Genomic DNA, 24,861 nt, shown 5'->3' on the forward strand with positions numbered 1-24,861 from the left:
CGTGATCACCGTCAAGCCTTGCCCCTGCAGGGTATCGAAATTACTTAGGATAAAGCGGCGGCAAGCCACTGTCGCCCACCGGGTCCTGGACCCGTTCGGCGGTGGGGATGGCGCGGATCGCGCGCCACAGGTCTTCGCCTTGCCAGTGTTGTCCGGTTTCGCTGTAGAGCGCGCCGTTGAGGCCGTCGAGGGCGTCGGACAGCGGTACGAAGCGCGCCGCCATGTCAGCCAGGGTTTCCGGTTGCTGGCGCGCCCAGGCGTCCAGCGCCTGGCGGGTGGCTTGGGGGTCGTTGGCCTGGCTGGCGCGCTTGAGGTCATCGAGCAGGGTGCGTGGGCTCGGCCCGGTCTGGGCGGCGCGCAGGATCGCCGGTTGCCAGCGCGCGCGCCACCACAGGCCGAAGCCGAGCAGGGTGGTGCAGGACAGGATCAGCGTGGCGAGCTTCCAGTACCACAGCGCTTCGCTGTCGGCGGTGGGCTGGGCCGGCGCGTTGCCGGCCGGGGTGTCGATCATCAAGTTCGGGTTGTTCTGGATGTGCAGGGTTCGCGCCGGCAGGCTGCTGCGTTCCAGGCGGTCTTCGTCGGTGTTCCACCACACCACCTCGACGCCCGGCAACTCGATGTTGCCACTGCGGGTGGGGACCAGGGCTTCGCGGTCCTCGCGGCTACCGATCAGGCCACGGTCGCTCTGCTGATTGCTCAGTTGCGGTTGGTCGGGGTAGCGGCGCAGGCCGCTGACGTCAGTCGCCGGCAAGGGCGGCAGTTGCGAACTGGCCAAGCCTTCGGCCTTGAGCGTCAGGCTGCGGGTCAGCGAGTCGCCGACCTGGCTGCGGTCCGGTTCCGGGTTCCAGTGTTCCCCCAGGCTCAGGCTTCGGGCCGGTAGCCATGGGGTATCCGGCGGATATTCGGCGGGCTTGACCTTGACGGTCAGGGTGGTCTCGGCGGAGCTGACGCGCAGCAACTTGCCGGATTTCGGCCCCTGGGCCGCGGAGTCCTGGCTCGGCTGGGCGTCCACCAGGGTGGCGCTGAATATCTGCGGCGGGATGCTCAGGACACCGCTGTGCTGCGGGTAAATGGCATAGCGCTGTTCAATCACCCCATGGCGCAGGTCATTGATGACTTTTTCGTAGGTGCGCGACTCGCCCAGCGGTTCGACGCGCGCATCGGGAATCTGCAGCGGTGTGATGTTGCTGTCGTCGTACAGCGACACCGAGTGATAGATGCGCAGGGTCAGGATGGCCTGGGCCTGCACGTAGACGCTGTCCTGATCCAGGCTGGCCTCGACGAACACCGGTGCCAGTTTGCTCGGGGAGTCCTGGGTCTGGCTTTGCACCACGGTCAGCTCAATCGGTTCGCTGGTGAATTCCCCCAGTTGCAACGGTGCAATTACCACGCTGCCGGTGAGCTTGGGCAGCAGGGTGATGATCCAGCGGGTGGTGGCGTGATTTTCGCCGTTGAGGCTGGTCAACTGGTTGACCTGACGGGTGCCGCGCACTTCGAACTGCGCCTCCAGAGCACTCAGGTCGGGTTTGCCGAAAAGCGTGACATCGTTGGATTCCAGGGTCAGCTCCACCGTTTCCCCGGAACTCAGTTGGTTGCGGTCGACGCTGGCGACCAGGCCCGCCGCCTGGGTTTGCAGGGTGCAGAACAGCAGGCCGAGTGAGAGTGCGGTGCAGCGGTTCATCGAGTTTTTCCCTGATCTTGATGTTGTTGCTGTTCGTACCAGAACTTGCGTCTGAGCAGTTCTCCCGGTTCATCGGGGATTTTACGCAGCCATTGTTCCAGCGCTTCGCGGTGTTCGCCATTGAAGTCGTTATCGGCGCTGCTCAGCGGTGGGGTGGTGGTTCGCTCGTCGCCCAGTTCACTGCCCGGCACTTCATTATCACCTGGCTGGGGCGGGTGGTCGGGGTCGGGTTGCGGCTCGGGTGGATTCTCCACCACGGGCTCGGCTGGCTCGCTCGGGGTCTCGGCGGGCTGTTCTGCGCTGCTGGAAGGCGGTGTCGCAGTCCCCGGCGGCGGTGTTTGTGCACCGGGTGGCGGGGTTTCCTCACTGGTTGGTTCTGGCTCGGTGGCAGGCGGCGTGGCGTTCTGCTTGATCAGCGCCTCGACCAGAGCTTTGTTGGTTTGTGCCGGGCGCAATTCCGGTTGTTGCTCCAGGGCTTGCTCGTAAGCATCCAGCGCCGCTTCCAGTTCACCGCTCTTGGCCAGGGCGTTGCCGCGATTGTAGTGGGCTCGGGCGTCGCTGCCCTGGGCGAAACGTTCGGCGGCCGCGGCATACTGGCCGGCCTCGTACAGCGCCACCCCTTGCCATTGCGGGTCCTGGAAATGCTCGGCGGCGGCCAGCGGCTGCTTCTGGCGGAGCAGGTGCAGGCCCTGTTGATCAGGGCGCAACCACAGGTCGTTGAACTCGAAGGCCTGGCTCGGTTGCGGCAGCATGAACAACAGCGGCAGGCACAACAGCCAGCCCCTGCGCCCGGCGCAGGCGGCGAGCAGCAACAGCGGCAGTAACAGCCAATAGCCCTGGTCGGCCCAAGTGTCGAGGCGCAAGGTCTGGCCGTCTTCACGCAGGCTGTGGGGTGCGTCAAACAGGCCCAGGCCGCGCAGGTCACTGTCATCCACCCGCGCCTGGCGATAGCGGCCGCCCAGCTCATTGGCAAAGGCTTTTAAACTCGGGCTGTCCAGGCGTGGCACCAGGATCGCGCCCTGGGCGTCCTTGAGGAAGCTGCCATCCTCGGCGGTGACAGGTGCACCCTGGGGCGTGCCGATGCCCAGCATCAACCACTGCGGGGCCTGCCCGCGCAGGGCCTGGCGAATACCCTGGCGCTCCGGTTCGCTTAGAAACGAGCCGATCAACAGGATTCGTCCCTGGCCCAGGGCGCCACGCTCCAGCAAGGTCAGTGCCTTGGTCACGGCGAGGTCGGCGCGCTGGCCGACTTGCGGCATGATCGAGGGCTTGAGGGCTTCGAGCAGGTTGCGGCTGGTGGCCAGGTCATCCGACAGCGGCACCAGGGTGTGGGCGCTGCCGGAATACACGACGATTGCGGTTTGCGCATCGCTGCGGCTCTGCAGCAGGTCGAGTAGTTTGCGCCGCGCTTGCTCGAGGCGCGTCGGCGTGACGTCGGTGGCGAGCATTTGCGGGGTCAGTTCGAGCAATACCACCAGCGGGTCGGCAGGTTTTTGCGCGGACTGTTCGACCCGGTCCCAGCTCGGACCGAGCAGCGCCAGCACGGCCAGCAGCCACGCCAGGCCGAGGACGATCCACGGGGTCTTGCTCTCACGGCCACTACCACCCTTGAGCAGTGCGGCGTGAAAGGCCGGCGGCAGGATCATCTGCCAGCGCCCGGCACGTTTTTGCCGGTGCCAGAGTTGCCACAGCAACCAGCCCAGCAGCGGCAGCAGCAGTAACCACCAGGGACGGAACCAATGGGGCCAGAGGGCGATCATCGACGCCTCCGCAGACGCAGGCGTTTGAGCCGTTGGCGCCAGTCCGGGTGCTGTTGCAGAAAGTGCGATGAATTCAACAGGCGTTGCAGTGGGTTGTGCGGCCAGCGTTCGCGAATCGCCAGCAGCATGCTCATCAGCAACGCTGCCGCCAATGGCCAGCTATACAACGCCTGTGCGGGGCGGGCCTGGGTGGGTTGCTGGATCACCGGTTCCAGTTCGTCGAGGGTCTGCTTGATCGCCTCCAGTTCGGCACCGTCGCGGGCGCGGAAGTAGCGCCCGCCGGTGGCCTCGGCAATTGCCTTGAGCGCCGGCTCGTCAAGGTCCAGGCTCGGGTTGAGGCCGAGCAGGCCCAGGGTCCCGGTTTGTTCCGGGTCGGCGCCGATGCCGATAGGGTAGATCTTCACGCCTTCTTCGGCTGCCAGGCGCGCGGCTGTCAGGGGATCGATTTCGCCGCCATTGTTGGCGCCGTCGGTGACCAGGATCAGCACCCGGCTTTGCGCCGGACGCTGGCGCAGGCGCTTGAGGGCCAGGCCGATGGCGTCGCCAATGGCGGTGTTCTTGCCGGCGATGCCGATCCGCGCCTCGTCGAGCCAGACCCGCACGGTGCGGCGGTCGAACGTCAGCGGGGCCTGCAGGTAGGCCTGGCTGCCGAACAGGATCAGGCCGACCCGGTCACCATCGCGCTGCTCGAGAAAGTCGCCCAGCAGGTGTTGGACCAATTCCAGGCGGCTGACGTCTTCGCCTTGCCACTGCATGTCGGGAAAGTCCATCGAGCCGGACACATCGACGGCCACCAGCAAATCGCGGCCACTGGCGGCGATTGGCAACGGCTCACCCAGCCATTGCGGGCGGGCAGCGGCTACCAGCAGCAGCAACCACAGGAGTATGAACGGTGCCTGCTGGCGCCAGGCCGGCAGGTTGGCTCGGGCGCGACGGCGCGCCAGGCCTTCAAGGTCGCTGAGGAAGCTGACCTTGAGCGCCGGCTCGCCACTGTCGGCCACCGGCAGCAGCACGCGCATCAGCCACGGCAGCGGCAGCAAGGCGAAAATCCACGGCCAGGCGAACTCAAACATGTTTGCGGATCCAGGTGTCGATGGCCTGGGTCAGGCCGGCGATGGCCTTGTCATCGAGTTTGCATTCCGGCTTGTAGGCGCCTTCGACCAGGATCATCCAGCGGGTGAGGCCGGCAGCGGGGCAACGGTTATCGAGGAACGCCAGCCATTTGCGGCCGTTGAGGGTGTGGCTCTGGCTGTAGGGATAGTCGTTGCGGCACAGGCGCTTGAGCAACCCGTTGAGTTGTTGCAGCCAGGCCCCGGCCGGTGCGCCGTCGTAGGGCTTGGGCATCTGCGCCAGCTCGGCCAGCGCCGCGACCCGCAGTGGGTCCAGAGGTTGGTCGGCGCGCACCAGGTTGCGCTTGACCGGCAGCAACCGGCGCAACTGCCACAGGCCAAAGCCGAGCGCTGGCAACAGCAGGAGCAGCAGCCACCAGCCCGGGGCAGGCGGCCAGAACGGGATCGGCGGGGGCGTCATCAGCGGTTGCAGTAGCTCGAGGCTGCTCATTGGCTTTTCCCCGGGCGTTGCGGGTTGAGGTATTCGCGCAGTTGCTCGACCATTTCGCTCTGGGTGCTCAGTGGCATCAGCAGCACCCGCAGTTTTTGCGCCAGCAACTCCCAGCGGGCGATCCGCGCTTCGGCCTGGGCGCGATAGCTTTGGCGCAGTTCGAAGTTCAGGGTATCGAGCTCCAATTGCGCGCCGCGCTCGGCAAAGCGCAACAGGCCGGCGGCGGGGAGGGCGTGGTCCAAGGGGTCGGACAGCGGCAGCAGCAACAGGTCGCAGTGGCGTGACAGCAGGCTCAGCTGCTGCTCGGCGCCCTCGGTCAGGGCGCGCTCGTCGCAGATCACGATCACCAGGCTGCCGGGGCGCAACACTTCCCGGGCGCGACGCAGGGCCATGCCGAGGTCGTCGCTGGGCGGTTCACCTTCGGTGCTCAGGCTCTGATTGACTCGCACCAGGCGGTTGAGCAACTGCAGCAGGCTCTGTTTGCTGCGTCGTGGCTTGATCTCGTAGTGTTCGTTGTCGCCATAGACCAGTCCGCCCACCCGGTCGTTGTGGCCGAGCGCGGCCCAGCCGATCAGGCTCGCGGCCTGGGCGGCGAGGACTGACTTGAACATCAGCCCGGAACCGAAGAACAAGCGGCGGCTTTGCTCGACCATGATGAAGATCGGGCGTTCGCGTTCTTCGTGAAACAGCTTGGTGTGGGGTTCCTGGGTGCGTGCGGTGACGCGCCAGTCGATGGTGCGCACGTCGTCGCCAGCCTGGTAGACCCGCACCTGGTCGAAGTCCACGCCACGCCCGCGTAGCTTGGAGTGGTGCAGGCCGATCAGCGGGCTGCGCTGGCTTGGCGTGGAAAACAGCTGGACTTCGCGCACGCGATGGCGCATCTCGATCAGCTCCGAGAGGCTGACACGGATGCCCGGCTCGGGCGCTGCGGGGGTGCTCATCGGGGTCAAGCGACGGCTACGACGTCGAGAATCCGCTGGACCACGCGGTCCTGGTCGATACCGGCGGCTTCGGCTTCGAAGGACAAAATGATGCGGTGGCGCAACACGTCGAACAGTACCGCCTGGATGTCCTCGGGGCTGACGAAGTCGCGACCGGCCAGCCAGGCGTGGGCCCGGGCGCAGCGGTCGAGGGCAATTGAGCCCCGCGGGCTGGCGCCGTAGGCAATCCATTCGGCCATTTCCGGGTCGAACTTGCCCGGTGTGCGGGTGGCCATCACCAGTTGGACCAGGTACTCCTCCACGGCGTCGGCCATGTACAAGCCGAGGATTTCCTTGCGCGCGGCAAAAATCGCTTGCTGGCTGACTCGGCGTTCGGGTTTGGTTTCGCCATTGAGCGCTTCACCGCGTGCCTGTTGCAGGATCCGCCGCTCGACGGCGGCGTCCGGGAAGCCGATTTTTACGTGCATCAGGAAGCGGTCGAGCTGGGCTTCGGGCAGCGGATAGGTGCCTTCCTGCTCGATCGGGTTCTGCGTGGCCATCACCAGGAACAGCGGTGACAGTTCGTAAGTGCTGCGCCCGACACTGACCTGGCGCTCAGCCATAGCCTCCAACAGCGCCGACTGGACCTTGGCCGGAGCCCGATTGATCTCGTCGGCCAGCACCAGGTTGTGGAAGATCGGCCCTTGCTGGAACACGAAGCTGCCGGTTTCCGGGCGATAGATTTCGGTGCCAGTGATGTCGGCGGGCAACAGGTCGGGGGTGAACTGGATACGATGGAACTGGGCTTCGATCCCTTCGGCTAGCTCTTTGATGGCCTTCGTCTTGGCCAGGCCCGGTGCGCCCTCGACCAGCATATGGCCGTCGGCGAGCAAGGCGATGAGCAAACGCTCGATGAGTTTTTCCTGGCCGAGAATCTGCGTGGAAAGAAAGGTTCGCAGCGCCAGCAGCGCTTCACGGTGTTCCATCGTCGAGTGTTCCTGGAAGAGGCCCGGGGTACACAGCATCAAGAGCGCCCGGGCGGGGGCTGCTACTTTAATCTATCCGGGCCCCTGGCGACTAACGGCACCGGGGAAAAATCTGCAAATAAGTAGGTGGGCGCAAGTAACCTAGCGTTCTTGCCCCTGACGTTCGGGCTGTGCATCAAGATCAAAAGCACGGCGGCCAGGTTTTTCCAGTGGGCACCCGCAACCACTGTAGGAGCGGGCGCCCGCTCCTACAATGGTGTTGGGGGCTGAGGATGTTGCATACACCCACCAAGCCTGTGGGAGCTGGCCTGATCAGGCCTCACCGCAGAAACGGATATGCCCCCATACGCGCGACCCCAACCCGTAATCAGTTCTTGAAGCTCGAATGCTTACGCCCCTGGTCAAACAGCGCAAACACCACCACCAGTACCCCGGAAATCAGCAAAATCACCGCCACGCCATCGGTAGAGTGGGTCGCCGAGTTAGCCACCAACGCCAGCCCACCCAAAGGCGCCAGACCACCGGCGATCGCGGTACCGATTTCACGGCCGGTGCCAAACCCCGAAGAACGAGTCTGGGTCGGGAACTGCCGGCTGAGGAACGAGCCCTGGGGCGCGAACATCATGGGCGCGAGGATCCCGGTGCCGATAGCAATGGCCAGGTAGATCATCAGCGGCTCGCCAGTGTTGAGCAGGGTCAGGAACGGATAGGCGAACAGCGCCGAGAGCACACCGCCGAGCATCAGCACTTTTTTGCTGCTCCACTTGTCGCAGAGCCAGCCGAAGCACGGCACGGCAACGATCGCCACCAGGCTGGCAATGGTCACCGACAACGAGGTGACGTGGGCTTCGACACCTTTGAACTGGGTCAGGTAAGCCAGGGAGAAGGTCTTGAAGATATAGCTCAGTGCGTTGTAGCCAATCGCTACGAACAACACCACCACCAGGCCCTTCATGTCATTTCTGAACAGCAACTTGAGCGGCGAAACCTGTTCCTTGGCAACGGTGGCGTCGAGTTCCTTGAACTGCGGGGTTTCCGGAATGCTGCGACGCACCCACAGGCCTACACCCACCAGGACGATGCTGCAGATGAACGGAATGCGCCAGCCGCCGGACAGCAGGAATTCGTTGCCATTCATGGTCAGCACGTAGACGGTCAGCGACGACAGGAGCAAGCCCAGGTTCAGGCCCAGGGCCGGCCAGGCACCCTGGCTGCCGCGCTTGCCTTCGCTGGCGTGTTCGTAGGAAGTGACCGCGGCACCAGACAGTTCGGCACCCGCGCCCAGGCCCTGGATGATCCGCACCAGCACCAGGATGATCGGCGCCCAGATGCCAATCGCGGCATAGCTGGGAATCAGCCCGATCAGGGTGGTGCACACGCCCATCATGCAGAAGGTGATGACCAGTACTTGCTTGCGGCCGAAACGGTCGCCCAGGTAGCCAAACAGAATGCCGCCGAACGGACGGGCAATAAAGCCAATGGCAAAGGTCGAGAAGGCCAGCAGCGAGGCGACTGCGGGGTTGCTCGGATCAAAGAAGATTTTCGAGAAGACGATCGCCGCCATGGTGGCGTACAGGTAGAAGTCGTACCACTCCAGCATCGAGCCGAAGATTGTCGCGGCAGCCACCTTGCGCAGGCGTTTTTGCTTTTGCAGCGGAGTTTCCGGGGCGGTCGGGGCCGCTTGATGTACCGACATCGGTGATTTCCTTGTGGGTCTTTGTAGTTATTTTTTAGTGGGTGAAGCCACCCGTGCAGCGGGGTTCAGCGATTCTTGAGGATTTTCTCTGCGATCATCTGGCCGATGGGAATGGCCGAGGTCGCGGCCGGCGAAGGGGCGTTGCACACGTGGACCATGCGCGGCGTCTCGGCGAACAGGAAGTCATGCACCAGGGTGCCGTCGCGCATGACCGCCTGGGCGCGGATCCCGGCCTCATAGGGCAGCAAGTCGTCGACTTCCAGCGACGGGCAGTATTTGCGGCACTGTTCCAGGTAGCCACGCTTGAACAGCGAGTTCTTCATTTCCGTGGTGCCGGAGCCGAGGTTGTTCCAGATGGTTTTCCAGAAGCCCGGAAAGCTCGCGTACTCGGCGACGTCGCGCCAGTTGATCGAGAACTTGCGATAGTTCTCCCGGCCCAGGCCCAGTACGGCGTTGGGGCCGACCGTGACACTGCCATCGATCATCCGGGTCAGGTGCACGCCGAGGAACGGCAGCTCCGGGTCGGGAATCGGGTAGATCAGGTGGTTGACGATCTCATTCCTGGACGCTGGCAGGCGGTAGTACTCGCCACGGAACGGAATGATCTGATGGTCAATCTTGACCCCGGCCAGCTTTGCCAGGCGGTCGGACTGCAAGCCGGCGCACGCCACCAGTTGCCGGGCCTGCCAGACCTGGTCGAGGCTGCTGACGGTGACGCTGTCGGCGCTTTCGCTAATCGCGGTAACGCTGGTCTGCAGGCGGATTTCGCCGCCTGCGGCCTCGATCACCCGAGCCATGGCCTGGCATACCTGGCGGTAGTCGACAATCCCGGTGGCATCGAGAAACAGTCCGCCCAGGCCGACGATGTTTGGCTCGCGGCGGCGCAGTTCGGCCGCATCCAGTTGCTCGACTTTCAGGCCGTTCTGTTTCGAGCGCTCATACAGGGCATGCATGCGGCTGACTTCCAGCGGTGTCGAGGCCACCAACAACTTGCCGCAGACGTCGAACTTGATCTGGTGCTCGGTGCAGAACGCCTTGGTCGCCTCGGCGCCACGCTTGCACAGGTCGGCCTTGAGGCTGCCGGGGGCGTAGTAGATGCCCGCGTGGATCACGCCACTGTTGTGCCCGGTCTGGTGTTGCGCCAGCACCGCTTCCTTTTCCAGGATCAGCAACGAGGCGCCGGGCTGGCGTTCGAGTAGCGCCATGGCGGTGGCGAGGCCGACGATGCCGCCGCCGATGATGCAATAGTCATAAATCATGCAGGTGTCACCTTGGATTGCTGGCAGAGAGTCTGCTTATCAGGTTGTCAGACAAAGTATTCGGTAAAAACGACGCCAAATCGTGGCGTCCTCGGTGTTGCCGGTATTCAGTCGATGCTGGGCAGGTCGATCTTCAGGCGCTTGGCCGCTGCGCGCAGGTGCGCTTCGGCACAGGCGGCCGCCTGGGTGCGGTCGCCAGCGGCGATGGCTTCGTATAGGGCTTGGTGTTCGCGTCCGGCATCGGCCGAGCCGCCTACCGAGTGTGCTGCAGAGTTTTCCCACGCCCTGCGTCGGGCTTCGGCCAGTTGGCCACGCAGGAAATCGTGGAAGGCCACGAAGTAGTCGTTCTTGCTGGCATCGGCGATAGCCCGGTGGAACTCGACGTCGGCCAGGGCCGCTGCAGCAAAGTCGCTGCGCTTGTCGTGCATTTCCTCCAAGGCGCTGCGCATGCGCAACAGGTCCGCGTCGTCACGGCGCTGGGCGGCGATGGAGGCGGCCTGGGTTTCGGTCCACAGGCGCATTTCGAACAGTTGCACCAGGTCGGGCTTGCGGCCTTTCTGGCTAGGAAAACGGAACACTGTGCCGTTGGGGTTCTGGGAAATGTACGAGCCCAGCCCGCGGCGACTGATCAGGATGCCATCGGCCTTGAGCTGAGCCACGGCCTCACGCACCACCGAGCGACTGACATTCAGTTGTTCGGTCAGTTGCTGTTCGGTAGGCAGGCGCGATTCGGCGGTCAGGCGACCGGATTCGATTTCTTCGCGGATCGCATTGACCACTCGTTCAACCAGAGAGTCGGGGCGCTGTAGCTGAAGCATGAGGAGTGTGGCTCGTAGGTCAGGTTGTCAGACAATGCCCGTGCGCTGATTTCTTGTCAAGAAATCAGCTGGCCGTTACAGCTCGCTCAAGTAGGTGCCGGTGCCCTTGAGGATGTTCTGCAGGGTTTCTTCAACCTCGGCCAGGTCAGATGCGGCGGTGCTGTGGAGGATTTCCAGGTGATCGTCACCGTTCAGGGCATCGGCGTCGGCCGCGGCGATTTCGATCAGCAGGCGGGTAGGGCTGAGGGTGACTTTGACGCCGTCCAGGGTCGAGGGCTCGCCATCGAGGGTGATTTCCAGCTCGTCTTCGTCCGGGTAGCGGGTCATCAGGAACATGTCGCCCTGATCGCTGTGGCAGCACAGCATGGCCAGGTTGTCTTCTTCGTCATCGCACGGGTTGGCGATCAGGTGGGCGGTGGTCAGTTGCATGTGAGCAGTCCTGGCGCGGGGCGCGGTGTTGGCAGGCAAAGGGTGATTTTGCCAGTCCCGGGCATTTTTTGCTTCGCTAGTTTTGTGTTGGTGATGCTTGAAGTCCGACGCTGGCTGGGTCGCCCAAGTGCAGCCTGTAGGCGTTTTCCTTAAGTTAAATATCTATTGTGTGATTGAACTTTCCGCTGTTGTTGTAGGGGTAAAGGAGGGCGTAGGAATAATAACAAGTTGCGCAGTTATTGCTTGTTTGCAGCACGCTATGTCCCTTACGTTTGTGCCTTCAGAGCAAGGGAGTGCAGGGTAAATGATTGAAGGGGAAAGCTTTGAATGAAACCGTATTTCGAGTTGTTGGGCGAGGTAAAGCATCTGTCCGAAGAGGAAATAGAGCAGCTTTACCAACGATATCTTGCCGGAGAGAAAACCAGCGAGCTGATTGCCGAGTACAGAATCCCGGTGGCGGTCAGAAGTTTACTGACGGTATTGCCGCCGCTGCTCGATAAACAACTGAAGTGCCCCTACTGCGACCTGCCAATGTGGGCGAAGAGATACGCCAAGGGCACCCCAGCGTCTCTCAGGCCAGCGTTCAAGTGTGTCAGTTGTGAACACCGTCTAGTCCCGGCTGGCCAGTACCGGCGTCATAGCCATTGCACCTGTACTGCTTGCTACGAAGTCCGGCAGCAGGAGATCGCCACCGAGGCTGCGCGCAACCGCGAGGAACTGCTCAGCCGTTATACGCCGGGCGTTGCACCGCTGGCCTATGCCAGCCTGGGCTTCATGCAGAAACTCACCCTGCTGGCGTTGCTCGAAGGACTCAAGCCAGGCAACGACAGCATCGCTCCGCTGGAAGGGGCGAACCGCAACGAGAGCCTGGCCCCTAGTGCAGCGACCGCTGAAGAGTTGTTGAAAAACCTTTACCAGGCAGGTGTGCTGCGAGTAGACGCCGACTCGGACATCCAGGCATTCGATCCTATGGCCGGCTACCAGATCCGGCGGTTCTGTGCAGTGCGCTGGTTGCCCAATGTCGCCCTTGAAACCGGTGTGCGTTGCCCGTGTGACGAACTGTATGGAACGTTGTACCAGGAGTTGTCCGGTTTTATTCCAATCGCGTGGAAGAGTGAGTTGTATAGCCTGATGTTCAGTCTGGCCCGGGAAGAGTCGTTAAGTTATATCCGGGTGTTGGCCGAGGAAGTTGACCTGGTGTTTTCCGCCGCCAGTCGTGGTGAAGCGGTAATAGGTCAGCTCTTGCAGGACTTCTCCGTGAGCGAGATTTACTACTTCGCCAAACTGGCAGTCAAAAATGCCGCGCACTTTTTTGCCACGGGCAACTCCAAAGGCCGCACCCACGCCGCCAATACCATTCCCGGCTATATGCTGGGCACCGCCCAACATGCCCTGGCCGAAGGCTGGCGGCGACCCTCCTATCGTGATTCGCGCGTAGCCAAATCGGCACTGCATCGCTTGTTTTACGACGTGGTCCTCAAGGACAGCGGCGCCGGTTTTGCCACGTCCCCCGGTGTGTACTGGCGCGAACAATTGCTCCCGCGATTTTTTGCCAGCCAAACCGGCTACGAAGCAGGGCAACCATCCGCACAACTGTTCTGCCGCGAGTGCGACTCCTGCAACATCGATGTCTGGATGGACAAGGTGATCCTGCAGACCACCTGCTATGACTGCGCGACGGTCAGCCGGTTTCAGGCGGTTTATGAGGTGCAAGATTGATCGCCGCCCTGACTCAAATGTCAGGAAACCTGCCGTGAACAAATCTCAGGATCCAGTCATTTCCAATACGCAAACCCTGTGAATCCTGGGATAAAACCGCCATTTTCCGCCACGCCTGCTAGTGTTGTTCGAGGCCCCGCCGCGGGGCTGCGTACCGATGACCGAATATGTCGCAGCATCGCAAGCACGGGCCTTGCCGCACTCGTTAAGCTGCGCAACGGATGGACACCTGTAAAGACATTGCCGGGTTACCCGGCAGTCGTTTTTGCAGATGCCCATCCTTGGAAGGTGAATGTGACCTGAGTGTCTCGTCCAGCTTCACCCACCTGTCGCCCTGTTTCCTCTGCCCGAGAATCAGGAACCGGGTGACGAGTTGCCCCGAACAGGGGTTTTGCACGCGACGCTTCCATCAATAACAAGCCCAAGCGGAGTACCACAGATGGCGTTCTTCACCGCAGCCAGCAAAGCCGACTTCCAGCACCAACTGCAAGCGGCACTGGCGCAGCACATCAGTGAACAGGCACTGCCACAAGTGGCGCTGTTCGCTGAACAATTCTTCGGCATTATTTCTCTTGATGAACTGACCCAGCGCCGGTTGTCCGACCTCGCCGGCTGCACACTTTCCGCCTGGCGCCTGCTTGAGCGCTTTGATCACGCGCAGCCGCAAGTGCGCGTCTACAACCCAGATTACGAACGCCATGGCTGGCAGTCGACCCACACCGCGGTCGAAGTGCTGCACCACGACCTGCCATTCCTGGTGGACTCGGTGCGTACCGAGCTGAACCGTCGCGGCTACAGCATCCATACCCTGCAGACCACCGTGCTGAGCGTGCGTCGCGGGGCCAAGGGCGAGTTGCTGGAAATCCTGCCAAAAGGCACCCAGGGCGAAGGCATCCAGCAAGAATCGCTGATGTACCTGGAAATCGACCGTTGCGCCAACGCCGCCGAGCTCAATGTCCTGAGCAAGGAATTGGAGCAGGTGCTCGGCGAGGTCCGCGTGGCGGTCGCCGATTTCGAGCCGATGAAAGCCAAGGTCCAGGAGCTGATCGACGGCGTCGATACCAGCCAGTTCGCCATCGCTGCTGACGAGAAGGGCGAGATCAAGAGCTTCCTCGAATGGCTGGTGGGCAACCACTTCACCTTCCTCGGCTACGAAGAGTTCGTGGTTCGCGAAGACCAGGACGGCGGTCACATCGAATATGACCAGGACTCCTTCCTCGGTCTGACCAAGCTGCTGCGCGCCGGCCTCACCGCCGAAGACCTGCGCATCGAAGACTACGCCGTGAACTACCTGCGCGAAGCGACCCCGCTGTCGTTCGCCAAGGCCGCCCACCCAAGCCGGGTGCACCGTCCTGCGTACCCTGACTACGTGTCGATCCGCCAGATCGATGCCGATGGCAACGTCATCAAGGAATGCCGCTTCATGGGCCTGTACACCTCCTCGGTGTATGGCGAAAGCGTACGGGTGATCCCTTACATCCGCCGCAAGGTCGAGATCATCGAGCAGCGCTCTGGCTTCCAGGCCAAGGCCCACCTGGGCAAGGAACTGGCCCAGGTGCTGGAAGTACTGCCTCGCGACGACCTGTTCCAGACCCCGGTGGACGAGCTGTTCAGCACCGTGATGTCGATCGTGCAGATCCAGGAACGCAACAAGATCCGCGTATTCCTGCGCAAAGACCCTTACGGCCGCTTCTGCTACTGCCTGGCCTACGTGCCGCGCGACATCTACTCCACTGAAGTGCGGCAGAAGATCCAGCAAGTGCTGATGGATCGCCTGAAAGCCAGCGATTGCGAGTTCTGGACCTTCTTCTCCGAGTCTGTGCTGGCCCGTGTGCAACTGATTCTGCGGGTTGACCCGAAGAACCGCCTGGACATCGACCCGCTGCTGCTGGAAAAAGAAGTGGTGCAGGCCTGCCGCAGCTGGCAGGACGACTACGCCAGCCTGGTCGTGGAAAGCTTCGGCGAAGCTCACGGCACCAACGTGCTGGCCGACTTCCCAAAAGGCTTCCCGGCCGGCTACCGCGAGCGTTTTGCCGCGCACTCGGCCGTGGTCGACATGCAGCACCTGCTCAGCCTGAACGAAAAAAATCCGCTGGTGATGAGCTTCTACCAGCCGCTGGGCCAGGTCTCCGGCCAGCGCGAGCTGCACTGCAAGCTGTATCACGCCGACACCCCGCTGGCCCTGTCCGACGTCCTGCCGATCCTGGAAAACCTCGGCCTGCGCGTGCTGGGTGAGTTCCCGTACCGCCTGCGCCACAACGGTGGTCGCGAGTTCTGGATCCACGACTTCGCCTTCACCGCTGCCGAAGGCCTGGAACTGGACATCCAGCAGCTCAACGACACGTTGCAGGACGCGTTCGTGCACATCGTGCGTGGCGATGCCGAGAACGATGCCTTCAACCGCCTGGTGCTGACGGCCGGCCTGCCGTGGCGCGACGTGGCGCTGCTGCGTGCCTATGCGCGTTACATGAAGCAGATCCGCCTGGGCTTCGACCTGGGTTACATCGCCAGCACCCTGAACAACCACACCGACATCGCTCGTGAGCTGACCCGGTTGTTCAAGACCCGTTTCTACCTGGCGCGCAAGCTCTCGGGCGACGATCTGGAAGACAAGCAGCAACGCCTGGAACACGCGATCCTCAGCGCCCTGGACGACGTCCAGGTGCTCAACGAAGACCGTATCCTGCGGCGCTACCTGGACCTGATCAAGGCCACCCTGCGTACCAACTTCTACCAGACTGACGCCAACGGCCATAACAAGTCGTACTTCAGCTTCAAGTTCAACCCGCACCAGATTCCAGAGCTGCCAAAGCCGGTACCGAAGTTCGAAATCTTCGTGTACTCGCCGCGCGTCGAAGGCGTGCACCTGCGCTTCGGTACTGTGGCGCGTGGCGGCCTGCGCTGGTCGGACCGTGAAGAAGACTTCCGCACCGAAGTCCTGGGCCTGGTAAAAGCCCAGCAAGTGAAGAACTCGGTCATCGTGCCCGTCGGCGCCAAGGGCGGCTTCCTGCCGCGTCGCCTGCCACTGGGTGGCAGCCGTGACGAAATTGCGGCCGAGGGCATCGCCTGCTACCGCATCTTCATTTCGGGCCTGTTGGACATCACCGACAACCTGAAGGACGGCGCCCTGGTGCCGCCGGCCAACGTCGTGCGTCATGACGACGATGACCCGTACCTGGTGGTGGCTGCGGACAAGGGCACTGCGACTTTCTCCGACATCGCCAACGGTATCGCCATCGACTACGGCTTCTGGCTGGGTGATGCGTTCGCTTCCGGCGGCTCCGCCGGTTACGACCACAAGAAAATGGGGATTACCGCCAAGGGCGCGTGGGTTGGCGTACAGCGTCACTTCCGCGAGCGCGGCATCAATGTACAGAAAGACAGCATCACCGTGGTCGGTGTCGGCGACATGGCCGGCGACGTGTTCGGTAACGGCCTGTTGATGTCCGAGACCCTGCAACTGGTGGCGGCGTTCAACCACCTGCACATCTTCATCGACCCGAACCCTACGCCTGCCAACAGCTTCGCTGAACGTCAGCGCCTGTTCGACCTGCCGCGTTCGGCCTGGTCGGACTACGACACCAGCATCATGTCCGAAGGCGGCGGGATCTTCTCCCGTAGCGCAAAAAGCATCGCGATTTCCCCGCAGATGAAAGAGCGCTTCGACATTCAAGCCGACAAGCTGACCCCGACCGAACTGCTCAATGCCTTGCTCAAGGCACCGGTGGATCTGTTGTGGAACGGCGGCATCGGGACTTACGTCAAGGCCAGCAGCGAAAGCCACGCCGATGTCGGCGACAAGGCCAACGATGCACTGCGGGTCAACGGCAACGAACTGCGCTGCAAGGTCGTGGGCGAGGGCGGTAACCTGGGCATGACCCAACTGGGTCGTGTCGAGTTCGGCCTCAATGGCGGCGGCTCCAACACCGACTTCATCGACAACGCCGGTGGCGTGGACTGCTCCGACCACGAAGTGAACATCAAGATCCTGCTCAACGAAGTGGTGCAGGCCGGCGACATGACCGACAAGCAGCGCAACCAGTTGCTGGCGAGCATGACCGACGAAGTCGGTGGCCTGGTGTTGGGCAACAACTACAAGCAGACCCAGGCCCTGTCCCTGGCAGCCCGTCGCGCCTTGCCGCGGATTGCCGAATACAAGCGCCTGATGAACGATCTGGAAGGCCGTGGCAAGCTGGATCGCGCCATCGAGTTCCTGCCGTCGGAAGACGCCATCAACGAGCGCGTTGCGGCAGGGCATGGCCTGACCCGTGCCGAGCTGTCGGTGCTGATCTCCTACAGCAAGATCGACCTCAAGGAGCAGCTGTTGGGCTCCCTGGTGCCGGATGACGACTACCTGACCCGCGACATGGAAACCGCTTTCCCGCCGACCCTGGTGAGCAAGTTCTCCGAAGCCATGCGTCGTCACCGTCTGAAGCGCGAGATTGTCAGCACCCAGATCGCCAACGACCTGGTCAACCACATGGGCATCACCTTCGTGCAGCGACTCAAAGAGTCGACCGGCATGAGCCCGGCGAACGTGGCCGGCGCCTATGTGATCGTGCGCGACATTTTCCACCTCCCGCACTGGTTCCGCCAGATTGAAGCGCTGGACTACCAAGTCAGCGCCGACGTGCAACTGGAACTGATGGATGAACTGATGCGCCTGGGCCGTCGTGCCACACGCTGGTTCCTGCGTACCCGTCGCAACGAGCAGAACGCGGCGCGTGACGTCGCGCATTTCGGTCCGCACCTGGCAGCCCTGGGCCTCAAGCTCGACGAACTGCTCGAAGGCCCGACCCGCGAAGGCTGGCAGACCCGCTACACCGCGTACGTCGATGCTGGCGTGCCGGAGTTGCTGGCGCGCATGGTTGCAGGCACTACCCACCTGTACACCCTGCTGCCGATCATCGAGGCTTCGGATGTCACCGGGCAGAACGCAGCGGACGTGGCCAAGGCCTACTTCGCCGTGGGCAGCGCACTGGACATCACCTGGTACCTGCAACAGATCAGCGCTCTGCCGGTGGAAAACAACTGGCAGGCACTGGCCCGTGAAGCTTTCCGTGATGACGTCGACTGGCAACAGCGGGCGATCACCATCTCCGTCCTGCAGCAGGGCGACGGTAGCCTGGACGTGGAAACACGCCTGGCCCTGTGGATGGAGCAACACGAAGGGATGATCGACCGCTGGCGTGCCATGTTGGTGGAAATCCGTGCCGCCAGCGGCACCGACTACGCCATGTACGCGGTAGCCAACCGTGAACTGCTGGACCTGGCGTTGAGCGGTCAAGCGGCAGTGCCTGCCACTGCCTGATTGAGCGCCAAATAAGAAAGCCCCGTCTCGCAAGAGCCGGGGTTTTTTTTATGCCTTGTTGTCGATGTAGCAGCTGCCGAGCCCGCGTGGCTGCGTTCGGTTGCGCAGCAGCCGCAAAACTCAAACCAGAGCAAACCCACTAAAATCCAGGGAATTGGCCAGGCGGCTATCCAACTGCCCGATGATTCCCTGCACCTGAGGCCCGTCGAAGTGCGCCTGCATGGCCGCCTCGGATTGCCAGTGGGCACTCTGGCTCCAGCGACTGTCGTCATCGGGGCAGCGGTCTGCCAGGTAGCGGTCGTTGCCGGGGGCCTGGCGCAGGGTCTCGACGATCTGCTGCAACCGTCGACCCCGTTCATCGCTGCAGCACGGCGCAAACTTTTCGAGCATTGGCTTGGACATGTCACAGACCCTCGTTCCAGTCCCATGGACACCCATGCAGGATAGGCCGCTCGCCGGCACCGGCCAACGACCAATTGGCTGTAAAAACCCAGGCCTCTTAGACCCCAGGTGAAATGCCGGTCGTCAGCAAGGCGCTGGCCGGTTTAGACTCGACGGCCTGCCACTTTCAAGGAAGATAACCGTGTCCAGCAGCGATTCCAGCGTCACCATCGAGCGTTTTTGCGAAGCCCACATTCAAGGTATCACCGCGCTGTACAACGACCCGGCGGTTGCCCGTCAGGTCCTGCAGATGCCGTTTCAATCGACCGAGGTCTGGCGCAAGCGCCTGGCTCCCGACAACGAGCGGGTGGTGCAACTGGTGGCCCTGCATCAGGGACAGGTGATCGGCAATATCGGCCTGGAGCAGTTTTCCCGAATCCGCCGCAGCCACTGCGCCAACATTGGCATGGGCGTCGCGCAAGCCTGGCAAGGCCAGGGCCTGGGCAGCCGCTTGCTGGCGACGGTGCTGGACCTGGCGGATAACTGGATGAATGTGCAGCGCGTGGAATTGACGGTGTATGCCGATAACCAGGCGGCGATCAGCTTGTACCGCAAGTTCGGCTTCGACACCGAAGGGCTGCTGCGCCAGTATGCGGTACGCGATGGCGCGCTGGTGGACGCCCTGGCCATGGCGCGCTTGCGCCACGCCCCCGAGTCGGCGTGAGTCAGTCGCCGAGGGCGAAGGCCACCGCTGCACGGGCGTGCAACTCGGTGGTGTCGAGCAGGGGCAGGGCGCTGTGCTCGGGTTTGATCAGCAGGCTGATTTCCGTGCAACCGAGGATGATCGCCTGGGCGCCGCGCTCGGCCAGGGCCTGGATCACCCGCTGGTAGGTGGCGCGGGACTCCTCGCTAATGACTCCCACGCACAGTTCGTCGTAGATGATCCGGTGCACCGCCTGGCGGTCCGCCGCGTCCGGCACCAGCACCTGCAGCCCGCGGGCCGTGAGCCGCTCCTTGAGAAAGTCCTGTTCCATGGTGAAGGCGGTACCCAGCAGGCCGACGCTCAGGTGACCGGCAGCCTCTGCCGCTTGCCCGGCCGGGTCGGCAATGTGCAGGAAGGGCACGCTGATTGCGTCCTGGATCTGCCCGGCCACCTTGTGCATGGTGTTGGTACAGAGCACCACACACTCGGCACCGCCGGCTTGCAAGCGGCGGGCGGCGTCCACCAGGATCTGCGCCGCGTCGTCCCAGCGTCCAGCATGCTGGGCCTGTTCGACCGGCCCGAAGTCGACGCTGTACATCAGCAGGCGGGCGGAGCGCAGTGGCCCGAGGCGGTCACGCACCTGCTGGTTGATCAGACGATAATATTCGGCGCTGGACTCCCAGCTCATGCCGCCGATCAGGCCGATGGTGCGCATGCGGTGCTCCCGTTGATAGTTGATGTGCTGGCCTACAGTGCCCGCGATTGGCTGGCGCTGCAATCGCTCGTCCGGCGGTTAGTCGTACGCCCGGCGCGCACATCTGCCATGCTCAATGTCCGTAACACCGGTTTATCCAAGGAACAGCGCAATGGACGACGTACAGCAACTGGGTGAGATGCTTCGCCACTACGCAGAAAGCGAAGCGCACAAGAAGCAGCTGTTTGAAAACCAGTCGGCCGTGTGGGCCACGCGCATTGCTGAGTTGTTCGACCAGATCGAGCAGTGGCTGGCGCCGGTCAAGGCACCGGACCTGTTGGAGGTCAGTCGTGAGGCCTATGTGGCGTTTGGCGCGAGCGTGCCGGTGGAAAGCTCAACCTTCAACACCGAGAAGCTGAGCATCCTGATTGCCGGCAAGCCAGTGGAGTTCGTGCCCGAGGTGATGGGCGCGGCAGGCCTGATCTCCCTGGCGGTGATGGGCTTGACCGCGGCCCGCTACGGCAGCGTGTCACTGGTGTGCCAGCCGCCCTCGAGCGGCTGGCAGTGGCGCAAGACCAATGGCCTGAAAGACCCCGACACCTTCACCTTTGACGCAAACTTCCTGGCCCAGCAGTTGCAGAGCCTGATCCCCCGCGAACGCGGCTAACGACCTGTTCCTGTGGGAGCGGGCTTGCCCGCGAAGGCGTCGGTACAGCCACTATCATCATCGACTGACACACTGCTTTCGCGGGCAAGCCCGCTCCCACATGGCCCAGGGCTTAGAGGTCGATATTGCCCCAGCCCGGTTTCGCCATCTCAGGCGCCACGGCGTTGACTTTCTTGCCGGTGGCCAGTTCGACCCGCCGTGCCACTTCAGGGTCGTCGGCAAAGGGGATCAGGCTGGCTTCGTCCAGGCTCCTGGCGGTCTGGTGGCGCAGGCAGTATTCGATGGCGAACCACAGGAACGCCACGCCCAGGCTGTTGAGCAGTAGTTCGGTCATGGTGACCTCCTAGGCAATCTGCGCTTCGCGTTCGGCCATCCGCACGTCGGCCACCCGCACGGTACGCCAGGTGTTGTAGGCCATCAGCAACATGCCGCTCAAGAAGAACACCCCGCCGACAAACCGCACGATGAAGCCCGGATGGCTGGCCTGCAGCGCCTCGACGAAGGAGTAGGTGAGGGTGCCGTCGTCGTTGATCGCGCGCCACATCAGGCCCTGGGTGATGCCGTTGACCCACATCGAGGCGATGTACAGCACGGTGCCGATGGTCGCCAGCCAGAAGTGCGCGTTGATCAGGCCAATGCTGTGCATCTGCTCACGGCCGAAGATTTTCGGGATCATGTGATAGGTGGCGCCGAAGGTGATCATCGCTACCCAGCCCAGAGCGCCGGCATGCACGTGGCCGATGGTCCAGTCGGTGTAGTGGGACAGGGCATTGACCGTCTTGATCGCCATCATCGGGCCTTCGAAGGTCGACATCCCGTAGAACGCCAGCGACAACACCAGAAAGCGCAGGATCGGGTCAGTGCGTAACTTATGCCAGGCGCCGGAGAGGGTCATCATGCCGTTGATCATGCCGCCCCAGCTCGGTGCCAGCAGGATCAGCGACATGGCCATGCCCAGCGATTGCGCCCAGTCGGGCAGCGCGGTGTAGTGCAGGTGGTGCGGGCCGGCCCAGATGTACAGGGTGATCAAGGCCCAGAAGTGCACGATCGACAGCCGATAGGAATACACCGGGCGACCGACCTGTTTCGGCACGAAGTAATACATCATGCCCAGGAAGCCGGTGGTCAGGAAGAAGCCCACCGCGTTGTGCCCATACCACCACTGGACCATGGCATCGGTCGCACCGGAATACACCGGGTAGGACTTGAACCAGTCCACCGGGATCGACAGGTGATTGACCACGTGCAGCATGGCGATCACCACGATAAAGGCGCCGAAGAACCAGTTGCCGACGTAGATGTGCTTGGTCTTGCGCTGCACCACGGTGGTGAAGAACACGATGGCGTAGGCCACCCAGACCACGGTCATCCATACCGCGCCGGTAAACTCGATCTCGGCGTATTCCTTGGTAGTGGTGTAGCCCAGCGGCAGGGTCACCAGCATGCTGACGATCACCGATTGCCAGCCCCAGAAGGTGAAGGCTGCGAGCTTGTCGCTGTACAGTCGCACCTGGCAGGTACGCTGCACCGCGTAGTAGCTGGCGGCGAATTGCGCGCTGCCGGCAAAGCCGAAAATCACCAGGCTGGTGTGCAGCGGACGCAAGCGCCCGAAGGTGGTCCAGGGCAAATCGAGGTTCGCCTCCGGCCACACCAGTTGCGAGGCGATCCACACGCCCATCGCCATCCCGATAACGCCCCATACGACGGTTGCCACGACGAATTGGCGGACGACCTTGTAGTTATAGGCCTGTCCGATTGTTGCTGTGCTCATGGTCATTGCTTCCACGGTTGCAAAGTCTTGCCAGGCCACCCGGTCTGGCATGGTGCGAACTGTAGGAAACCGTGAAGAAACAAAACAGGCTCAGAAAAACTGCATTAATGCGGAGCAGATTTTCCCCGTGTCTACGGTGATCTGCCGCGAGCTGATATGGTTTTTTAGTTTTTAGCTGAATCTGTAACGCGCTGAGCTGTTGTCCCATAGTCCTCCTCACACAAGAACCCCGCCAAACCCCCGGGGCGAGGGTCAATCCTGATGAGGTAGCGACATGTATCAATACGATGACTACGACCGGGCCTTGGTGTTAGAGCGGGTCGCGCAGTTTCGCGATCAGGTGCAGCGGTTCATGGCCGGTGCCTTGAGCGAGGAAGAGTTCTTGCCATTGCGCCTGCAAAACGGCCTGTACCTGCAAAAACATGCCTACATGCTGCGGGTCGCCATTCCCTACGGCACCTTGAGTGCCCGGCAGATGCGCACGTTGGCCAGCATTGCCCGGGATTACGACCGCGGCTACGGGCACTTCACCACCCGGCAGAACCTGCAGTTCAACTGGATCGAACTGGCCCAGGTGCCGGACATCCTCCAGCGCCTGGCCGAGGTCGAGATGCACGCGATCCAGACCTCCGGCAACTGTGTGCGAAACATCACCACCGAAGCCTTTGCCGGGGTGGCGGCCGACGAGTTGATCGACCCTCGACCGCTGGCCGAAATCCTGCGGCAGTGGTCGACCATCAACCCGGAATTCCTGTTCCTGCCACGCAAGTTCAAGATCGCCATCTGCTCCGCCGAGGAGGATCGCGCAGCGATCATGATGCACGACATCGGCCTCTATCTTTACCCTGACGAGTCGGGGCAGATGCTGCTGCGGGTGATCGTCGGCGGCGGCCTGGGGCGTACGCCGATCCTCGGCCTGCAGATTCGCGAGGGCTTGCCTTGGCAGCACCTGTTGTCCTATGTCGAAGCGGTGTTGCGGGTCTACAACCGTCACGGCCGGCGCGACAACAAGTACAAGGCGCGAATCAAAATCCTGGTCAAGGCCCTGGGGATCGAGGCCTTTGCCCGGGAAGTGGAAGAGGAGTGGCAGTACCTCAAGGACGGTCCGGCACAACTCACCGAGGCGGAGTACCTGCGTGTCGCCAGCGCGTTCGTCGCACCGAACTACGTTCAACTGGCCGACACCGATCTGGATTTCGGCACGCGCCTGGCCGAAAATCCGGCCTTCGCCCGCTGGGTCTCGCGCAACGTGCAGCCGCATAAAATCGCCGGCTACGCCAGCGTGGTGCTATCGACCAAACCCGGGATCAGCGCGCCGCCGGGTGATGTCAGCGACCAGCAGATGGACGCTGTCGCCGAGTGGTCCGAGCGGTTTGGCTTCGCCGAGATCCGCATTGCCCACGAACAGAACATCGTCCTGCCGGATGTGCCCAAGCGTGATCTCTACGCCTTGTGGTGCCTGGCCAGCGAGGCCGGGCTGGGCACTGCCAATGTCGGGCTGCTGAGCGACATCATCGCCTGCCCGGGCGGCGACTTCTGTGCGCTGGCCAATGCCAAGTCGATCCCCATCGCCCAAGGGATTCAAGCGCGCTTCGATGATCTGGATTACCTGCATGACCTGGGGAACATCAGCCTGAACATTTCCGGGTGCATGAATGCCTGCGGCCATCACCATATCGGCAACATTGGCATCCTGGGGGTCGATAAGAGCGGCAGCGAGTGGTACCAGGTCACCCTCGGTGGCTCCCAGGGCAAGCACAGTGCACTGGGCAAAGTCATGGGGCCTTCGTTCAGCGCTGCCGAGGTGCCCGGGGTGATCGAGCAGATCGTTGCCACCTTCGTCCGTTATCGCGAACCAGAGGAGCAGTTTGTCGACACTGTGCAGCGCATCGGCCTGGAGCCGTTCAAGGAACAGGTGTATGCACAGCAGGAGGGGGCGGCATGAACAACCTGCTGCGGCTGCGGGAAGGGTTGGCAACGCACGAGCCAGGCGATCGCTGGACCTTGATCAAGGACCCGAGCGGTGATTTGCCCTGTGGCCCACTGATATTGCCCCTGGCGCTGTGGCTCAAACGCCGCATCGAGCATCACCCGGTGTTCGACGCGGTGTGGCTGGGCCCGGACGACGAAGTCGAAAGCCTCGCGCCCTGGCTCAACCGGTTGCCGATGATTGCCCTGGAGTTCCCCAACTTTCGCGACGGTCGCGCCTACAGCCAGGCCTACCTGCTGCGCACACGCCTGGGCTGGGCCGGGGAGCTGCGGGCGATTGGCGATGTGCTGCGTGACCAGTTAAGCCACATGCGTCAGTGCGGATTTGATGCGTTTGCCGTGCGCGAAGACAAATGCGCCGAGGACGCCCTCAAGGGGCTGGCGGGCATGAGCGTGACGTATGGCCGCTCGGCAATCGAGCCGCGGCCCTTGTTTCGCCGACGCCTGGCGGGTGAGGCCTGAGCTCACCTGAATGATCCAGGGTTGCCACCTGTGGGAGCTGACCTGCCAGCGATAG

Annotated in this window: 20 protein-coding genes; 6 read left to right on the forward strand and 14 right to left on the reverse strand. The window is 62.7% G+C overall.

Annotated elements, in window-relative coordinates:
* Nucleotides 1–40: 40 nt before the first annotated feature.
* From ACM6IP_RS01490 to ACM6IP_RS01535, 10 genes are all read right to left on the reverse strand, one after another.
* Entirely contained in the window at nucleotides 41–1,681 is a 1,641-nt protein-coding gene (locus ACM6IP_RS01490; RefSeq protein ID WP_414860781.1) for a BatD family protein, read from the reverse strand.
* On the reverse strand, nucleotides 1,678–3,441 hold the full coding sequence (locus ACM6IP_RS01495; protein ID WP_414860782.1) for a VWA domain-containing protein: 1,764 nt from the start codon (nucleotides 3,439–3,441) through the stop codon (nucleotides 1,678–1,680). The genes ACM6IP_RS01490 and ACM6IP_RS01495 overlap by 4 nt, the downstream gene beginning before the upstream one ends.
* Nucleotides 3,438–4,514: a vWA domain-containing protein gene (locus ACM6IP_RS01500; protein WP_095168803.1), complete on the reverse strand. Its 1,077-nt coding sequence runs from the start codon at nucleotides 4,512–4,514 to the stop codon at nucleotides 3,438–3,440. Before ACM6IP_RS01500 ends, ACM6IP_RS01495 begins: the two co-directional genes overlap by 4 nt.
* Nucleotides 4,507–5,001, reverse strand: coding sequence for a DUF4381 domain-containing protein (locus ACM6IP_RS01505; RefSeq protein WP_414860783.1), 495 nt, complete (start codon nucleotides 4,999–5,001; stop codon nucleotides 4,507–4,509). Before ACM6IP_RS01505 ends, ACM6IP_RS01500 begins: the two co-directional genes overlap by 8 nt.
* A complete protein-coding gene (locus ACM6IP_RS01510; RefSeq protein WP_414860784.1) occupies nucleotides 4,998–5,942 on the reverse strand; it encodes a DUF58 domain-containing protein in 945 nt (314 codons plus the stop codon). Before ACM6IP_RS01510 ends, ACM6IP_RS01505 begins: the two co-directional genes overlap by 4 nt.
* A 5-nt stretch (nucleotides 5,943–5,947) precedes the next feature.
* Entirely contained in the window at nucleotides 5,948–6,907 is a 960-nt protein-coding gene (locus ACM6IP_RS01515) for an AAA family ATPase (RefSeq protein WP_020800601.1), read from the reverse strand.
* A gap of 367 nt (nucleotides 6,908–7,274) precedes the next feature.
* On the reverse strand, nucleotides 7,275–8,603 hold the full coding sequence (locus tag ACM6IP_RS01520; RefSeq protein ID WP_159995817.1) for an MFS transporter: 1,329 nt from the start codon (nucleotides 8,601–8,603) through the stop codon (nucleotides 7,275–7,277).
* A 65-nt stretch (nucleotides 8,604–8,668) separates the two neighbouring features.
* On the reverse strand, nucleotides 8,669–9,862 hold the full coding sequence (lhgO, locus tag ACM6IP_RS01525; protein ID WP_401128910.1) for an L-2-hydroxyglutarate oxidase: 1,194 nt from the start codon (nucleotides 9,860–9,862) through the stop codon (nucleotides 8,669–8,671).
* A 107-nt stretch (nucleotides 9,863–9,969) separates the two neighbouring features.
* On the reverse strand, nucleotides 9,970–10,680 hold the full coding sequence (locus ACM6IP_RS01530) for a FadR/GntR family transcriptional regulator (protein ID WP_095168798.1): 711 nt from the start codon (nucleotides 10,678–10,680) through the stop codon (nucleotides 9,970–9,972).
* A gap of 75 nt (nucleotides 10,681–10,755) precedes the next feature.
* Nucleotides 10,756–11,109 carry a hypothetical protein gene (locus ACM6IP_RS01535; RefSeq protein WP_095168797.1) on the reverse strand — a complete coding sequence of 118 codons (354 nt, stop codon included), beginning with the start codon at nucleotides 11,107–11,109 and terminating at the stop codon, nucleotides 10,756–10,758.
* 327 nt (nucleotides 11,110–11,436) lie between these two features.
* Here ACM6IP_RS01535 and ACM6IP_RS01540 point away from each other — a divergent pair, with 327 nt between their 5' ends.
* Nucleotides 11,437–12,828: a hypothetical protein gene (locus ACM6IP_RS01540; RefSeq protein WP_414860785.1), complete on the forward strand. Its 1,392-nt coding sequence runs from the start codon at nucleotides 11,437–11,439 to the stop codon at nucleotides 12,826–12,828.
* Between the two features lie 439 nt (nucleotides 12,829–13,267).
* Nucleotides 13,268–18,139 (forward strand): NAD-glutamate dehydrogenase, encoded by a 4,872-nt coding sequence (locus ACM6IP_RS01545; RefSeq protein ID WP_320332138.1) that lies wholly within the window; start codon nucleotides 13,268–13,270, stop codon nucleotides 18,137–18,139.
* 120 nt (nucleotides 18,140–18,259) lie between these two features.
* On the opposite strand, the gene ACM6IP_RS01550 is transcribed toward ACM6IP_RS01545, so the two are convergent.
* A complete protein-coding gene (locus ACM6IP_RS01550) occupies nucleotides 18,260–18,541 on the reverse strand; it encodes an antibiotic biosynthesis monooxygenase family protein (RefSeq protein ID WP_414860786.1) in 282 nt (93 codons plus the stop codon).
* 181 nt (nucleotides 18,542–18,722) lie between these two features.
* On the opposite strand from ACM6IP_RS01550, the gene ACM6IP_RS01555 reads away from it, so the two are divergent.
* Complete coding sequence (locus ACM6IP_RS01555; RefSeq protein ID WP_414860787.1) at nucleotides 18,723–19,244, forward strand: GNAT family N-acetyltransferase; 522 nt, start codon at nucleotides 18,723–18,725, stop codon at nucleotides 19,242–19,244.
* A gap of 1 nt (nucleotide 19,245) precedes the next feature.
* Here the strand turns inward: ACM6IP_RS01555 and ACM6IP_RS01560 are convergent, their stop codons facing one another.
* Nucleotides 19,246–19,938 carry an aspartate/glutamate racemase family protein gene (locus ACM6IP_RS01560; protein WP_414860788.1) on the reverse strand — a complete coding sequence of 231 codons (693 nt, stop codon included), beginning with the start codon at nucleotides 19,936–19,938 and terminating at the stop codon, nucleotides 19,246–19,248.
* Between the two features lie 151 nt (nucleotides 19,939–20,089).
* Here ACM6IP_RS01560 and ACM6IP_RS01565 point away from each other — a divergent pair, with 151 nt between their 5' ends.
* Nucleotides 20,090–20,584: a hypothetical protein gene (locus ACM6IP_RS01565; protein WP_095168792.1), complete on the forward strand. Its 495-nt coding sequence runs from the start codon at nucleotides 20,090–20,092 to the stop codon at nucleotides 20,582–20,584.
* Nucleotides 20,585–20,696: 112 nt separating this feature from the next.
* Here the strand turns inward: ACM6IP_RS01565 and ACM6IP_RS01570 are convergent, their stop codons facing one another.
* A complete protein-coding gene (locus tag ACM6IP_RS01570) occupies nucleotides 20,697–20,918 on the reverse strand; it encodes a CcoQ/FixQ family Cbb3-type cytochrome c oxidase assembly chaperone (protein WP_095168791.1) in 222 nt (73 codons plus the stop codon).
* Between the two features lie 9 nt (nucleotides 20,919–20,927).
* Entirely contained in the window at nucleotides 20,928–22,355 is a 1,428-nt protein-coding gene (gene ccoN, locus ACM6IP_RS01575; protein WP_095168790.1) for a cytochrome-c oxidase, cbb3-type subunit I, read from the reverse strand.
* Nucleotides 22,356–22,629: 274 nt separating this feature from the next.
* On the opposite strand from ccoN, the gene ACM6IP_RS01580 reads away from it, so the two are divergent.
* Nucleotides 22,630–24,300: a nitrite/sulfite reductase gene (locus ACM6IP_RS01580; protein WP_414860789.1), complete on the forward strand. Its 1,671-nt coding sequence runs from the start codon at nucleotides 22,630–22,632 to the stop codon at nucleotides 24,298–24,300.
* A complete protein-coding gene (locus ACM6IP_RS01585; RefSeq protein ID WP_414860790.1) occupies nucleotides 24,297–24,806 on the forward strand; it encodes a DUF934 domain-containing protein in 510 nt (169 codons plus the stop codon). Before ACM6IP_RS01580 ends, ACM6IP_RS01585 begins: the two co-directional genes overlap by 4 nt.
* The last annotated feature ends 55 nt before the right edge of the window (nucleotides 24,807–24,861 follow it).

Origin of the sequence: Pseudomonas sp. IT-P176 (assembly GCF_949767245.1) — a bacterium.
Classification (GTDB): domain Bacteria; phylum Pseudomonadota; class Gammaproteobacteria; order Pseudomonadales; family Pseudomonadaceae; genus Aquipseudomonas.